Annotated in this window: 13 protein-coding genes; 5 read left to right on the top strand and 8 right to left on the bottom strand. The window is 71.9% G+C overall.

The window, feature by feature from the left end; genetic code table 11:
* Positions 1–75 precede the first annotated feature (75 nt).
* Complete coding sequence (locus ACFYZQ_RS00145; protein WP_389139867.1) at positions 76–642, top strand: TetR/AcrR family transcriptional regulator; 567 nt, start codon at positions 76–78, stop codon at positions 640–642.
* 63 nt (positions 643–705) lie between these two features.
* On the opposite strand, the gene ACFYZQ_RS00140 is transcribed toward ACFYZQ_RS00145, so the two are convergent.
* The 7 genes from ACFYZQ_RS00140 to ACFYZQ_RS00110 form a co-directional block, all read right to left on the bottom strand.
* Positions 706–1,887 carry a TerD family protein gene (locus ACFYZQ_RS00140; RefSeq protein ID WP_389139864.1) on the bottom strand — a complete coding sequence of 394 codons (1,182 nt, stop codon included), beginning with the start codon at positions 1,885–1,887 and terminating at the stop codon, positions 706–708.
* A gap of 207 nt (positions 1,888–2,094) precedes the next feature.
* Entirely contained in the window at positions 2,095–3,084 is a 990-nt protein-coding gene (locus ACFYZQ_RS00135; RefSeq protein WP_389139862.1) for a zinc-dependent alcohol dehydrogenase family protein, read from the bottom strand.
* Positions 3,081–3,905, bottom strand: coding sequence for a carbohydrate ABC transporter permease (locus ACFYZQ_RS00130; RefSeq protein ID WP_389139859.1), 825 nt, complete (start codon positions 3,903–3,905; stop codon positions 3,081–3,083). The genes ACFYZQ_RS00135 and ACFYZQ_RS00130 overlap by 4 nt, the downstream gene beginning before the upstream one ends.
* Positions 3,902–4,840, bottom strand: coding sequence for a carbohydrate ABC transporter permease (locus ACFYZQ_RS00125; protein WP_389139857.1), 939 nt, complete (start codon positions 4,838–4,840; stop codon positions 3,902–3,904). Before ACFYZQ_RS00125 ends, ACFYZQ_RS00130 begins: the two co-directional genes overlap by 4 nt.
* On the bottom strand, positions 4,837–6,210 hold the full coding sequence (locus tag ACFYZQ_RS00120; protein ID WP_389139854.1) for an ABC transporter substrate-binding protein: 1,374 nt from the start codon (positions 6,208–6,210) through the stop codon (positions 4,837–4,839). The genes ACFYZQ_RS00125 and ACFYZQ_RS00120 overlap by 4 nt, the downstream gene beginning before the upstream one ends.
* A gap of 79 nt (positions 6,211–6,289) precedes the next feature.
* Entirely contained in the window at positions 6,290–7,060 is a 771-nt protein-coding gene (locus tag ACFYZQ_RS00115; RefSeq protein ID WP_389139852.1) for a DeoR/GlpR family DNA-binding transcription regulator, read from the bottom strand.
* 261 nt (positions 7,061–7,321) lie between these two features.
* A complete protein-coding gene (locus ACFYZQ_RS00110; protein ID WP_389139849.1) occupies positions 7,322–8,131 on the bottom strand; it encodes an NAD-dependent epimerase/dehydratase family protein in 810 nt (269 codons plus the stop codon).
* 235 nt (positions 8,132–8,366) lie between these two features.
* On the opposite strand from ACFYZQ_RS00110, the gene ACFYZQ_RS00105 reads away from it, so the two are divergent.
* The gene (locus ACFYZQ_RS00105; protein WP_389139846.1) at positions 8,367–9,308 is read left to right on the top strand and encodes a 5-dehydro-4-deoxyglucarate dehydratase; all 942 of its coding nucleotides are present in this window, start codon (positions 8,367–8,369) and stop codon (positions 9,306–9,308) included.
* Positions 9,305–10,462, top strand: a complete 1,158-nt coding sequence (locus ACFYZQ_RS00100) for a hypothetical protein (protein WP_389139844.1) — start codon at positions 9,305–9,307, stop codon at positions 10,460–10,462. Before ACFYZQ_RS00105 ends, ACFYZQ_RS00100 begins: the two co-directional genes overlap by 4 nt.
* On the opposite strand, the gene ACFYZQ_RS00095 is transcribed toward ACFYZQ_RS00100, so the two are convergent.
* Positions 10,405–11,631, bottom strand: coding sequence for an MFS transporter (locus tag ACFYZQ_RS00095; protein WP_389139841.1), 1,227 nt, complete (start codon positions 11,629–11,631; stop codon positions 10,405–10,407). The two genes, ACFYZQ_RS00100 and ACFYZQ_RS00095, sit on opposite strands and share 58 nt — an antisense overlap.
* Before the next feature lie 137 nt (positions 11,632–11,768).
* Between ACFYZQ_RS00095 and ACFYZQ_RS00090 the strand changes: the two genes are divergently transcribed.
* Together ACFYZQ_RS00090 and ACFYZQ_RS00085 are read left to right on the top strand one after the other, a co-directional pair.
* Positions 11,769–12,353, top strand: a complete 585-nt coding sequence (locus tag ACFYZQ_RS00090; RefSeq protein ID WP_389139838.1) for a TIGR03086 family metal-binding protein — start codon at positions 11,769–11,771, stop codon at positions 12,351–12,353.
* A gap of 148 nt (positions 12,354–12,501) precedes the next feature.
* Complete coding sequence (locus ACFYZQ_RS00085; RefSeq protein ID WP_389139835.1) at positions 12,502–13,254, top strand: MBL fold metallo-hydrolase; 753 nt, start codon at positions 12,502–12,504, stop codon at positions 13,252–13,254.
* Positions 13,255–13,382 lie beyond the last annotated feature (128 nt).

The raw sequence follows: 13,382 nt of genomic DNA, 5'->3' as shown, positions 1-13,382 counted from the left end.
CAGTAAGCGGGGACTATCTCCGTTTGACGTTCGATAAGATACGGAGAGGGTCCCCGGTTTGCAAGGAGTAACTGGATGACGCAGGTCAAGCCCATGCGCGCGGACGCTCGGCGCAACTATGAGCGGTTGCTGAAGGTGGCGGCGGAGGCCTTCGCCGAGCATGGGGAGAACGCGTCGCTCGACGACATCGCCAAGCGGGCGGGGGTCGGTTCGGGGACGCTCTACCGGCATTTCCCGACCCGGCAGGCGCTGCTCGAGGCGGTGTACGTCGACGCCGTCGAGGCGCTGGCGGCACGGGCGGACGAGATCGCGCAGGAGCTGCCGCCGGGCGAGGCGCTGGCCGAGTGGCTGAACGAGCTCGGCGTGGGGATGATCCAGGTCCGGGGCCTGAAGGCGCTGCTGGGTACCGTCGTCACGGACGGCAGCTCGGCCGTCGTCACGGCCTGCGGCAACTCGCTGAAGGCGGCGGCCCGGCGGCTGGTCGAGGCGGCGCAGCAGGAGGGAACGCTGCGCGGGGACGTCGAGTCGATCGACATCCTGCGGCTGGCGCACGGGGTGGCCACGGCGTCCGAACTGGCGGACAGCGAGGGCAAGCACATCCGCCGGTATCTGTCGCTGCTGACGGAGGGGCTGCGGCCGTAGACCGACGGCGGGCGCCTCCGGCCGAGGCGCCCGTCGGTGTTTTACGACTCCTTGTGGGACCGCTTACAGGGCCTGAGCGGCCGGCTTCACCATGTTCCGTACCGTACGGGCCTTCACGAAGTCGCCCATCGCCGTCATGTCCCACTCGCCGGAGAACTGCCGGACGAGCTTGGCCATCATCACGCCCGTCTGCGGTTCGGCGTTGGTGAGGTCGAAGCGGACCAGTTCCTCGCCGGTCGCGGCGTCCAGGAGGCGGCAGTAGGCCTTGGCTACCTCGGTGAACTTCTGTCCGGAGAAGGAGTTCACGGTGAAGACCAGACCGGTGACCTCCTGCGACAGACGCCCGAGGTCGACGGTGATCACCTCGTCGTCGCCGCCGCCCTCGCCGGTGAGGTTGTCGCCGGAGTGCCGCACCGCGCCGCCGAGGATCGTGAGCTTGCCGAAGTAGCAGCTGTCGATGTGGTTGCGCTGCGGACCGTAGGCGATGACCGAAGCGTCCAGGTCGATGTCCTTGCCGCGGAACGCCGGCTCCCAGCCCAGGCCCATCTGGACCTGCGACAGCAGCGGGCGGCCGCCCTTCATGAGGGAGACGGTCTGGTTCTTCTGCAGACTGACCCGGCCCTTGTCGAGGTTGATCTTCCCGGTGCCGGGGGCGGGCGGCGCGGGCGGGGCCGGGGGCGCGGCGGGTGCCGGGGGAGCGGTGACCGGGGCGGCCGGAGTGGGGGCCGGCTGCGGGGCGGGCGCCGAGGCCGGTTCCTCGACCGTCACACCGAAGTCCGTCGCGATGCCCGCCAGCCCGTTGGCGTACCCCTGGCCGACCGCGCGGGCCTTCCACTGCCCGCCCCGCAGATAGATCTCCACGACCACCAGCGCCGTCTCGGTGCCCAGCTGCGGCGGGGTGAACGTGGCCAGCACGCTGCCGTCGTCCGCGCTGCGGAGGGTCGCCGTGGGCTCGATGCCCTGGAAGGTCTGCCCCGCGGCGTCCGGGCTCGCCGTGACGACGATCTTCTCGATGCCGGGCGGCACTGCAGCGGTGTCGACGGTGATCGCGTCCGGTGCCGTGCCCCCGCCCGAGCGGTACGTCACGCCCGGGCCGGCGGGCTGGTTGTAGAAGATGAAGTCGTCGTCGGAGCGCACCTTGCCGTCGGCGGTCAGCAGCAGGCCCGACACGTCGAGCCGCACCGGAGCGGCGACGTCCACCGCGACGCGGGAGACGGACAGAGGGATGTTCGAGCCAGGGGTCATAGCTGTCATGCCGGGTGAACGACCGAGGTCGCTTTACCGTTCCCTTACCGTGGGCGACGGACCGAGGGGTGGCGCTCCTCAAGCGCCGGAGGGGCTGCTTCTCAGCCCGCCCGGCGTTTGAGGACGAGGCCCGTGCAGGGCCGAACGGGGGTCCGGGGGCGGCGCCCCGGGAAGGGACGGGTAGGGGCGGCGGGGGCGAGAACAGCCCTACGGCACCACCACGATCTTCCGCCCGACCCCCGCCGCGAACTGCTCCAGCGCCTCCGGGTACTGGTCCAGAGACAGCCGGTCGCTGATGAAGAGCTCAGGGTCCAGCACCCCGTTCGCGAACAGCTCGGCCGCCCGTTCGAAGCTGTGCAGCACCGCCATCGAGCCGGTGATGGTGATCTCCTGGTTGTAGATGCGGTACGGATCGATCGTCACCCGCGTCGCGTAGTCGGCCACCCCGAACTGCAGAAACGTCCCCGCCTTCGCCACCCGGCCCAGGCCGTCCTGGATCGCGTTCGCGTTGCCGGTCGCGTCGACGACCAGGTCCCAGCCCTGCGGCCGGTCCAGTTCGTCGGCGCCGGCCGCGGTCGCCGACACTCCCAGCCGCCGCGCCGTCTCCAGCCGCGCCGGGTTGACGTCCACCACGTCCACGCTCGCCGCCCCCGTGCGCTTGGCGAGTTCCAGCATCATCAGGCCCATGGTTCCGGAGCCGTAGATCAGCACATGGGCGCCGAGGCGGGAGCGCAGCACGTCGTAGCCCCGTACGGCGCACGACAGGGGCTCCACCAGTGCCGCGTCCTCGGTGCGGACGTGCTCGGGGAGCTTCACGCAGTTGGCCACCGGGGCCACCGCGTACCGTGCCGCACCGCCCGCCGTGGTCACGCCGATCGCGGCCCACCGCTCGCAGAGGTTGTTGTGACCGGTGCGGCAGTACCGGCACTCGTGGCAGTAGAGGGACGGGTCCACGGCCACCCGGTCGCCGACCGAGACCTCCGTGACCTGGGCGCCGACCCCGACCACCTCGCCCGCGAACTCGTGCCCGGGCACGATCGGCAGCTTGGGCGCGAACTCCCCCTGGAGGATGTGCAGGTCGGTGCCGCACAGCCCGCACGCCGCGACCTCGACGACGACCTCGCGGGGGCCGGGCGTGGGGTCGGGGACCTCGGTGACGACGGCGCGGCCCACGGACTCGATGACGGCGGCCTTCATTTCACGGCTCCCAACGACAGGCCCTGGACCAGCTTGTCCTGGGCGGCGAACCCCGCGGCGAGCACCGGCAGGGAGACGACGAGCGACGCGGCGCACACCTTGGCCAGGAAAAGGCCCTGGCTCGTGATGAAGCCGGTCAGGAAGACGGGGGCGGTCTCGGCGACCACGCCCGTGAGGACCCGGGCGAACAGCAGCTCGTTCCAGCTGAAGATGAAGCAGATCAGCGCCGTCGCCGCGATTCCCGGCAGCGCTATGGGGGCCACCACCCGGGCCAGGACCGTCGGCAGCCTCGCCCCGTCCACGCGTGCCGCCTCGATGACCGCGACCGGTACCTCGGCGAGGAAGGACTGCATCATCCACACCGCGATCGGCAGGTTCATGGACGTGTAGAGGACGACCAGCAGCCAGATGTTGTCGAGCATGCCCGTGTTCTTGGCGAACAGGTAGATCGGCAGCAGGCCCGCCACGGCCGGGAGCATCTTCGTCGACAGGAAGAAGAACAGCACGTCCGTCCACTTGCGCACCCGCCGGATGGAGAGCGCGTACGCGGCCGGCAGCGCGAGCAGCAGGACCAGGACCGTCGACGCCACCGACGCCACCGTGGAGTTGACCAGCGCGGGCCAGGGGCTGGCCCCGCCGCCCGTGCCGAAGAACTCGCGGTAGCCGTCGAGCGTCAGCGACGCCGCGAAGGACGGCGGGTTGGTCGCCGCGTCGGACTCCGAGTGGAACGACGTCAGCGCCATCCACGCGATCGGCAGGAAGAACACGATCCCGGTCAGCCAGGCCAGCAGGCCCAGGCCGTTTCGTCGTACGGCCCTCATGCGCGGGACACCTCCTCGCGGAACAGGGACGACACCACGCGCAGGGCGAAGGTGGCGATGACGATCGAGCCGATGACCACCAGGACTCCGGCCGCCGAGGCGAGGCCGTTCTCGTGGGCCTGGTAGAAGCTCTGGTAGACGGTGTAGGGCAGGTTGGCGGTGCCCAGGCCGCCGGACGTGAGGGTGAAGACCGCGTCGAAGTTCTGGACGATGTAGATCGAGCCGAGCAGGGCTCCCAGCTCCAGGTAGCGGCGCAGGTGCGGCAGCGTGAGGTGGCGGAAGATCTGCCAGTCGCTCGCGCCGTCGACCCGGGCGGCCTCGATCTGCTGCTGGTCGCGGCTCTGCAGCCCGGCGAGCAGGATCAGCATCATGAACGGCGTCCACTGCCACACCAGGGAGGCCTCGACCGCGAGCAGCGGGGTCTTCGAGATCCAGTCGGGCTGTGGGCCGCCGACGTAGTGCAACAGCCCGTTGAGCAGGCCGTACTCGGGGTTGTAGAGCACGTGCTTCCACAGCAGCGCCGCCGCCACCGGGACCACCAGGAACGGGGCGATCAGCAGCGTGCGGACCACGCCCCGGCCGGGGAACCTGCGGTCCAGCAGCAGTGCGAGGGCCAGTCCGAGGACCAGGCTGGCCAGCACCACCGCCACCGTGAGCAGGACGGTCGTCCACACCGAGTGGCGCAGGTCCGCGTCGGTCAGCACCTGGCGGTAGTTGTCGAGGCCGGTGAAGTGGCGGGCCTTGGGGTAGAGGGCGTTCCAGTCGAAGAAGGAGATCACCAGCGTGGCCACGAACGGCAACTGGGTCACGGCGATCATGAAGACGAGGGCGGGGAGCAGCGGGGCGCGGGTGGCCCAGGCGCGCAGCCGGGCGGAGGGCTGCCGGGCGGCGGGTACGGGTGCGGCGGCCACGGGGGCCGTGGTGGTGGCGGTCATCGTCCCTCGTACTCCTTGGAGATGCGCTCGGCGAGCTGCTGGGACTTCCTCAGGGCCGAGTCGACGGACTGGCGTCCGGCGATGGCCGCGCTGATCTCCTGGGAGACCTTGGTGCCGAGGTCGGTGAACTCGGGGATGTCGACGAACTGGATGCCGGGCGCGGGGCGCGGCTGCACCCCCGGGTCGTTCGGACGGGCGTTCTCGATGGCGTCCTTCGTCATGTCCTGGAAGGCGGCGGCCTCCTTGCGGTAGGCGGCGTTGGTGTACGTCGACGCGCGCTTGCCCGCCGGGACGTTCGACCAGCCGATCTTGTCGCCGACCAGTTGTTCGTACTGCTTGCTGGAGGCCCAGGAGACGAACTTCCAGGCCTTGTCCGGGTTGTGGGAGGCCTTCTGGATGCCCCAGGCCCAGGTGTAGAGCCAGCCGGAGGACTTGGTCCGTTCGACCGGGGCGGGGGCGTAGCCCAGCTTGCCCTTGACCGGGGAGCCCTTCGCCTCCAGGGAACCGGCCGCCGAGGTGGCGTCGTACCACATGGCGACCTTGCCCTGGGTCATGTTGTTGAGGCACTCGGCGAACCCGGACTGGGCGGCCCCGGACTCGCCGTGCGCGCGGACCAGGTCCACATAGAACTTCGTCGCCTTCTCGAACCCGGGGGAGTCGAGGCGGGCCTTCCAGTCCTTGTCGAACCAGGTGCCGCCGAAGGTGTTCACGACCGTGGTGAGGGGTGCCATCAGTTCGCCCCAGCCGGGCAGGCCGCGCAGACAGATGCCCTTCATCCCCGGCCTGGCCCCGTCCACCTTCGCCGCCAGGTCCGCGACCTGGGTCCAGGTCGGGTGCGCGGGCATCGTCAGGCCCTTCGCCCTGAACACGTCCTTGCGGTACATCAGGAAGGACGACTCGCCGTAGAAGGGCTGGCCGTAGAGCTTGCCGTCGTCGGCGGTGAGGGACTGGCGCATGGTCCCCAGGACGTCCTGCTGGTCGTACGCCCGGTCCTTGGCCACGTAGGAGTCCATCTCGCGCAGCCAGCCGTTGCGGGCGTAGATCGGGATCTCGTAGTTGGAGAGGGTGGCCACGTCGTACTGGCCGGCCTGGTTGGCGAAGTCCTGGCTGATCTTGTCGCGGACGTCGTTCTCGGGCAGGACGGTGAAGTTGACCTTGATGCCGGTCTCTTCGGTGAAGTGGGCGGCGGTGAGCTTCTGCAACTCGGTCATCTGCGGGTTGTTGACCATCAGGACGTTGATGGAGTCGCCGCCGGAACCGGACCCGCCCGCACCGACCCAGCAGCCGGAGAGCAGCGGGGCGAGCAGCGTCCCTGCGGCGGCCAGGGCGAGCGTGGCTCGCGGTGGCCGTCGTCGGCTCTGGGTTCGCATGGATCGCTCCTGGAGGTATGGGGACATAAGGGGTATCGGGGTGCGTGTGATCCCCTCGGGGGTGCGTGTGGTGGGAAGGTCAGACCCGGATCACCTGCGGGCCGAGCAGCGAGTACCGGTGGGCCTCGGCCGTCGGCAGCAGCGTGCTCGTCACGATCGTCTCCAGCGCGCCGATCTCGGCGAACCGGCAGAAACTGACCGCGCCGAACTTGGTGTGCACGCCCGCGAAGACGGTGCGCCGGGCGGCGCGGATCGCCTGGGCCTTGACCTCGCTGACCGCCGGGTCGGGCGTGGTCAGGCCGTGTTCGCGGGAGATGCCGTTGGCGCCGATGTAGGCGAGGTCGAGGACGAAGCCGGCGAGCATCTTCGTCGTCCAGTGGTCGACGGTCGCCAGTGTGCCGGGACGGACCCGGCCGCCGAGCAGCAGGACGGAGACGTTCTCGGCCCCGGCGAGCGCGCCGGCGACCGGCAGGGACGCGGTGACCACGGTCAGCGGCCGGTCCGCGGGCAGGTTCTCGGCGATGAGCTGCGGGGTGAAGCCCTCGTCGACGAAGACGGTCTCCGCGTCTCCGAGCAGCTCGGCCGCGGCGGCCGCGATCCGGCGCTTCTCCGGTACGTGGCTGGTGGCACGGAAGGCGAGCGTCGTCTCGAACCCGGCGCTCTCCACCGGATAGGCCCCGCCGTGCGTGCGACGCACCAGACCGTGGTCCTCCAGGGCGCGCAGATCGCGCCGGACGGTCTCCTTGGCAACGCCCAGTTCGGCGGCGAGCGCGGTGACGTCGACGGAGCCGGTGGCCCGAGCGGCCCGTACGATCTCGCGCTGGCGTTCCTCCGCCGTCCTGGTTCCCATGTCGTCACCCGCCTCCCTGCTGGGCTGCCCGTTCGGGCCCGGTGGGGCCTTGGGGGAATTTGTACAGCGGGGAGGAGGCGGTGACCAGGTCTGTTGCGGGCCCGATGCTGCCCGAATGTGCCCGTTCGCGGCGTGGGATGACCGCCTCGGACCTGCGTGGCCGCCGGGGGAGGGGTGGGATCGGGCGGCGCGGATGCCCGCTTACGGCGGCGGGCGGGCCCGTTCGGTGCCCGCCCGCCGCCGCACGGGGTGGATTCCCGGTCAGTACGGCCAGATCGGCGGGTCGCTCACGAACGGTCCGCCGAGGTGGGTGTGGGCCGGGTTCTCCGGGTCGAGTTCACCCTGCTCGGCGATGAGCTTCTCGGCGAACGGCTCGGAGTCGTCCTGCGGCTCGTAGCCGAGCGCACGTGCCGTGCTCAGGTCCCACCACAGACGGGTGTTGGCGGAGGAGCCGTAGACGACTGTGTGGCCGACGTCCTCGGCGGTCAGCGCGGCGTGGAAGAGACGGGCGCCGTCGGCCGGGCTCATCCACACGGAGAGCATGCGCACGTTGGTCGGCTCCGCGAAGCAGGAGCCGATGCGCACGGAGACGGTCTCCAGGCCGTGCTTGTCCCAGTAGAACTGCGCGAGGTCCTCGCCGAAGGACTTCGACAGGCCGTAGAAGGTGTCCGGGCGGCGCGGCGTGTCGATCGGGATCAGCGGGGCGCCGTCCCGGGGGGCCGGGGTGAAGCCCACCGCGTGGTTGGAGGAGGCGAAGACGATGCGCGGCACGCCCTCCTGGCGGGCCGCCTCGTAGAGGTTGTAGGTGCCCTCGATGTTCGCCCTGAGAATTTTCTCGAACGGTGCCTCCAGGGAGATGCCCGCGAGGTGGAGGATCGCGTCGACGCCCCGGACCGCCTCGCGCAGCGCCTCCTTGTCGGCGAGGTCGGCGACGATGGCCTCGGGCGCTTCCTCGATGGGGCGCACGTCGAACAGGCGCAGCTCGTAGCCGTACTCCGGGAGCAGGTCGCGCATCAGGGTGCCGAGCCCGCCTGCGGCGCCGGTGAGCAGAACGGTGCGGGGTGCGGGCATCCTGGGTCTCCTTGGCTCGGGCGGCGCATCCGATGTGCGGATGCTTGTCCGGCATTCACATGCGTGGACACGTTAGGGAGGGTCGGCGCACCAGGTCAAGTGGACCCGTGGACTGCGCAAATCCCTTCTCTTATTGCTCGTTTGCGCGCTTGACCCGCCTTGAGTGGGGCCCTTAGCGTGGGCGCGTTCAGAAATATAGACGTCGATCAGAAGTATGCACCGACAGGGAGAGCCCGTGACGCCAGCCCCTCTCGCCGCTCGTCTCCGTGACCCCCGGGGGCCGCTGTTCTTCCCAGTCACCGCGTACGGCCCGGACGGCTCCGTCGACCTCGACGTCTACCGCACGCACGTGCGCCGGGGTGTCGAGGCGGGCGCCGCCGCCGTGTTCGCCTGCTGCGGCACCGGCGAGTTCCACGCCCTGCTGCCGGAGGAGTTCGAGGCCTGCGTGCGGGCGGCCGTCGAGGCGGCCGAGGGGCGCGTACCGGTCATCGCGGGCGCCGGATACGGCACCGCGCTCGCCGTGCGGTACGCGGCACTGGCCCGGGCGGCCGGGGCCGACGGCCTGCTCGCCATGCCGCCCTATCTCGTCGTCCCCGGCCAGGAGGGGCTGCTGCGCCACTACCGGGAGATCGCCGCGGCCACCGAACTGCCCGTGATCGTCTACCAGCGCGACAACGCGGTGTTCACCCCCGCGACCGTGGCGGAGCTGGCGCGGACCGAGGGCATAATCGGCTTCAAGGACGGCCTCGGCGACCTGGACCTGATGCAGCGGATCGTCAGCGCCGTCCGCACCGAGACCCCCGGCGACTTCCTGTACTTCAACGGCCTGCCCACCGCCGAGCAGACCCAGCTCGCCTACCGCGGCATCGGCATCGGCCTGTACTCCTCCGCCGTGTTCTGCTTCGCGCCCGAGATCGCCCTCGCCTTCCACCGCGCCCTGGAGACGGGCGACGACGCCACCGCCCACCGCCTCCTGGACGGCTTCTACCGCCCGTTCGTCGAACTGCGCGCCCAGGGCCGCGGCTACGCCGTCGCCCTGGTCAAGGCGGCCGTACGGCTGCGCGGGCTGGACGTGGGCGAGGTGCGGCCCCCGCTGCACGAGCCGACCGAGGATCATGTCAAGCAGCTCGCTCAGCTGATCGAGCGCGGGTACGCACTGCTCGAGGAGGACGTGTGAAGACGTCGACGTTCGTCTACCCCTGGGACGTCAACGGGGACCCGGAGGCGCCCGCACGGATCGCCGCGCTCGGTGTCGAGCAGGTGACCCTCGCCGCCGCCTACCACTCCACGCGCGCGCTGACCCCCCGCCATCCGCGCCACCGCATCGTCACCGCCGAGCACGCCGCCGTGCTCTACCCGCCTGGCGACCACTGGGCGGGCCGCACCCCGAGCCCGTACCCCGCGGGCGACTGGGCCCCCGGCGACGCCTACGGGCAGGCCGCCGACGCCCTCGCGGCGGCCGGCCTCGAGGTGCACACCTGGGTGGTCCTCGCCCACAACTCCCGCCTCGGCGCAGAACACCCCGGCACCTCGGTCGTCAACGCCTACGGCGACCGGTACCCCTGGGCGCCCTGCATCGCCCAGTCCGCCACGCGCGCGTACCTGGTCGACCTGGCCGCCGAGGCCGCCGTACGGCCCGGAGCGCGGGGCACGGAGCTGGAGTCCCTCGGCTGGTACGGGCTGCAGCACCTGCACGCCCACGACAAGACCGCCGGCGTCGGCCTCGGGGACGCCGGCCAGTACCTGATGGCGCTGTGCTTCTGCCCGGCCTGCCGCGAGGGCTACTCCGCGGAAGGCCTGGACGCCGACGAGCTGGCGGCCTCCGTACGGGCCGCGCTGGAGCCCCTGTGGCAGGGCGTCGCGGACGACGGGGCCTGGGCGGGGGTGGAGAAGCTCCTCGGCGAGGAGACGGCGGCCGCCACGCGCGCGTGGCGCGACCGGACCGCCCGCACCCTCCAGGAGGACGCGGTCGCCGCCGTCCGCGCCGCCGCACCCGACGGCTTCCAGGTGCTGCTGCACGCCGACCCGGTGCCCTACCACTGCGGCGCCAACCCGGGCGTGGACCCCGCGCACATCCTGTCCGTCGCGGACGGCGTGGTCGTCCCCTGCGCGGGCGGCCCGGAACCGCTCGTACCGTTCGCCGAGCAGGGCCGCGAGGGCGCGGTGATCGCCGCCAACTTCACCATCGTCTCCGGCATGGGCGGCAGCCCCCGCACCCTCGCGGCGGACGCGGCGCGGGCGCGGGAGCTGGGGGCGACGGAACTGCGGCTGTATCACGCCGGGCTGGCGTCGGACGGGGACCTCTCGGCGGTGCGGGAGGCGCTGCGCTGAGCCAGTGACCCGGCGGTGGCGAGCAGCGCGCCGCCGAGGAGCACCAGCAACAGCCGGTGGTCCACGAGTCCGACGAGGGCGGCCCCGACGGCCAGACCGATCACGTTGGGCGTGAACATCAGCGTGTCGGCGGTCGCGGTCACCCGTCCCAGGGCGTCGGCCGGGATCTCCCGCTGTACGGCGGTGTAGGCGGCGACCAGCACACAGGGCAGCCCCAGCCCGCCCGCCGCGCTGCACGCCAGCACCACCGCGTCGTACGGCAGCGCCCGCGCGGCCACCGCGACCGCCGTCAGCGCGATGCCGTACGCCGCGAACCGGCGCTCACCGAGCCGGCGCAGCGCCGGCCCGGAGACCAGCCCGACCGCGACCGACCCGACGCCCTGGACGGCGTACAGCACGCCCGTGTAGGCGGGGGAGTGGCCGAGGGCGTCCACGACGGCGTAGTTCAGGCTGCTGCCGAGCGCGGTGAGGCACATGGTCGCCCCGCCGGCCAGGACGAGCGGACGGAGCGTGGTGCGGGCCCACAGGAGACGGGCGCCTTCCACGGTCTGCCGCCACCAGTCGTCGCCGGCCGGCCCCGGGTGTTCCTCGCGGACCCGGAGCAGCGCGCACACTCCCGCCGCCAGCACGAACGTGCCGGCGTCCAGCATCGCGACGCTCGGCCCGCCGTACGCCGCGTAGAGAGCGGCGCCGGTCAGCGGGGCGACCAGTTTCGTCCCCTCGCGGGCGGTCATCCGCAGCCCGTTGAAATCGCCGAGCAGGGCGGGGTCGACGGCGGTGGCGACGAGGGCCGAGTCGGCCGCGTCCTCGACGACTCCCGCCGCGCCGTAGCAGACGAGGACGGTGAGCAGCAGGGGGACGGCGGAGGGTGAGTCGACGGTCCAGAGGGGGAGCAGGAGCCCGGCGAGACCGAGATTGACCCGGATCAGGAGGGGCTTGCGGCGGAACCGGTCGGCGAGGGTGCCGAGAGCCGGCCCGGCGAGGGTGGGGGCCCAGAGGGCGGCGGTGCACAGGGCGGCGAGGCCGTTGGATCCGGTGAGGTCCTTGACCCAGACGCCCGACACGAGCCAGAGCGCGGAGGTGCCGAAACCGGACACCACGACGCCGGTGAGGTAGAGGGCCGCGTTGCGGTCACGGAGCAGGCGGGTCACGGTCCAGGAGGTGGTCATGCCTGGTCATCTTGGGTCTAAGGCCTGCCCGCGGGCATCGGGCAGGCGCCCTGGAAACTCCCCGGGCCACCGATGAGTTTCCCCGCCCCGCCCGGTCCACCCTCCGTACCGGTACCGCAGCCCCGAAGGAGCAAGCCATGACCGACACGATCCTCGACCTCGGCCCGCAGACCCTGGTCGTGGCGCGGCTCGCCGAGGCCGTGACCGACGAGCAGCTCTCGGCCGCCACGCCCTGTCCGGACTACGCGGTGCGTCATCTGCTGGGCCACCTGGTGGGCCTCGCCGCCGCCTTCCGGGACGCCGCCCGCAAGGACCTCGGTGCCACCACCGACACCAACCCGAACACGGCCGTGCCGGACATCGGCCCCGGCTGGCGTGAGGAGCTGCCCAAGGTGTTCGACGAACTCGCCGAGGCATGGCGCGACCCGGACGCCTGGACCGGCATGACCCGCGCGGGCGGCGTGGACCTGCCCGGCGCGGTCGCGGGAGCCGTCGCCGTCGACGAGCTGGTCGTCCACGGCTGGGACCTGGCCCGCGCCACCGGCCAGGAGTACGTCCCCGACCCGGCCGCGCTGGAGGCGTCGTACGGCTTCCTCCGCGCCGCCGCCGAAGCTCCGGACCGTCCCGCCATCTTCGGTCCGGTCGTGCCCGTCCCGGACGGCGCACCGCTGCTGGACCGGACGGTGGGGCTGAGCGGACGTGCCCCGGAGTGGCGCCCGTAGGGCCTGTCCGACCCGCGCGACGCCTGGCACGCTCGCTCGCGGCGTTGCCGGACCACCCACGTGGCTCCGGCCGCAAACAGGACGAGGCGACCGTAGATCGGCGCAAACGGCGGGCGGGCCGGGGCCGTGCGACCGTACTCTCCCCACCATGCCCCTCAGTCTCACGATCCTCGGCACCGCCTCCCCGCACCCCGGCCCCGGCCGCCCCTGCTCCGGGTACCTGCTGCGCGGCGGGGGCGCCGAGGTGTGGGTGGACGCGGGCACCGGAACCTTCGCCGAGTTGCAGCGGCACACGGACCCGGCACGGCTCACGGCGATCTGGATCTCGCACCTGCACGCCGACCACAGTGCCGACCTGCTCGCCGCCGCCTACGCCTTCGCCTTCGGCGGACTCACCCCGCCCGCGCCGATCCCGGTGTACGCGCCCCAGGACTGCGCCCGCCGTCTCGCGGCCTTCCTCGGCCGGTCGGACGTGAAGTGGCTGAGCCACGTCCTGGACTTCCGCCCCCTGTACGACGAGCACACCGTCCGGCACTGGAACCTCCGCCTCACCGCCCGCGCCGTCGTCCACGACACCGAGGCCTACGGGTTGCGCGCCGAGAGCCAGGGAAGCGTCCTGGCGTACTCGGGTGACAGCGGCCCCTGCGACGCGCTCACCGAACTCGCCGCCCGCGCGGACCTGTTCCTGTGCGAGGCGGACATCGACGAGCATCGCGATGGCGAACAGGTCCATCTGACCCCGGAGGACGCCGGACGCGTCGCGCGGGCGGCGGGTGTGCAGGAATTGCTGGTCACTCACGTGGGGCCGACGCTCTCCCGCGAGACGGCGACCGCCCGCGCCGCCGTGGCCGCCGGGCGGCCCACCGACACCGCCCGCGAGGGTGAGACGCGAACCCTCTGACCCTTCCGCCTCGGCAACCTCAACTTCCGCTGCCGGAAGCATTGACGAAACACACGCGCCCTCCTACCTTCGTCGCGTCGTACTTCGTACGTCATATATGAGACGCGATACACGACATCGGATACGCG

Origin of the sequence: Streptomyces sp. NPDC001843, assembly GCF_042891955.1 — a bacterium.
Classification (GTDB): Bacteria; Actinomycetota; Actinomycetes; order Streptomycetales; family Streptomycetaceae; genus Streptomyces.
This window is presented reverse-complemented; position numbering and strand designations above follow the sequence as displayed.

Coding starts and splice junctions, on each gene's coding strand:
- ACFYZQ_RS00145 (WP_389139867.1), top strand. CDS start 76: ATGACGCAGGTCAAGCCCATGCGCGCGGACGCTCGGCGCAACTATGAG.
- ACFYZQ_RS00140 (WP_389139864.1), bottom strand. CDS start 1,887: ATGACCCCTGGCTCGAACATCCCTCTGTCCGTCTCCCGCGTCGCGGTG.
- ACFYZQ_RS00135 (WP_389139862.1), bottom strand. CDS start 3,084: ATGAAGGCCGCCGTCATCGAGTCCGTGGGCCGCGCCGTCGTCACCGAG.
- ACFYZQ_RS00130 (WP_389139859.1), bottom strand. CDS start 3,905: ATGAGGGCCGTACGACGAAACGGCCTGGGCCTGCTGGCCTGGCTGACC.
- ACFYZQ_RS00125 (WP_389139857.1), bottom strand. CDS start 4,840: ATGACCGCCACCACCACGGCCCCCGTGGCCGCCGCACCCGTACCCGCC.
- ACFYZQ_RS00120 (WP_389139854.1), bottom strand. CDS start 6,210: ATGCGAACCCAGAGCCGACGACGGCCACCGCGAGCCACGCTCGCCCTG.
- ACFYZQ_RS00115 (WP_389139852.1), bottom strand. CDS start 7,060: ATGGGAACCAGGACGGCGGAGGAACGCCAGCGCGAGATCGTACGGGCC.
- ACFYZQ_RS00110 (WP_389139849.1), bottom strand. CDS start 8,131: ATGCCCGCACCCCGCACCGTTCTGCTCACCGGCGCCGCAGGCGGGCTC.
- ACFYZQ_RS00095 (WP_389139841.1), bottom strand. CDS start 11,631: ATGACCACCTCCTGGACCGTGACCCGCCTGCTCCGTGACCGCAACGCG.
- ACFYZQ_RS00090 (WP_389139838.1), top strand. CDS start 11,769: ATGACCGACACGATCCTCGACCTCGGCCCGCAGACCCTGGTCGTGGCG.
- ACFYZQ_RS00085 (WP_389139835.1), top strand. CDS start 12,502: ATGCCCCTCAGTCTCACGATCCTCGGCACCGCCTCCCCGCACCCCGGC.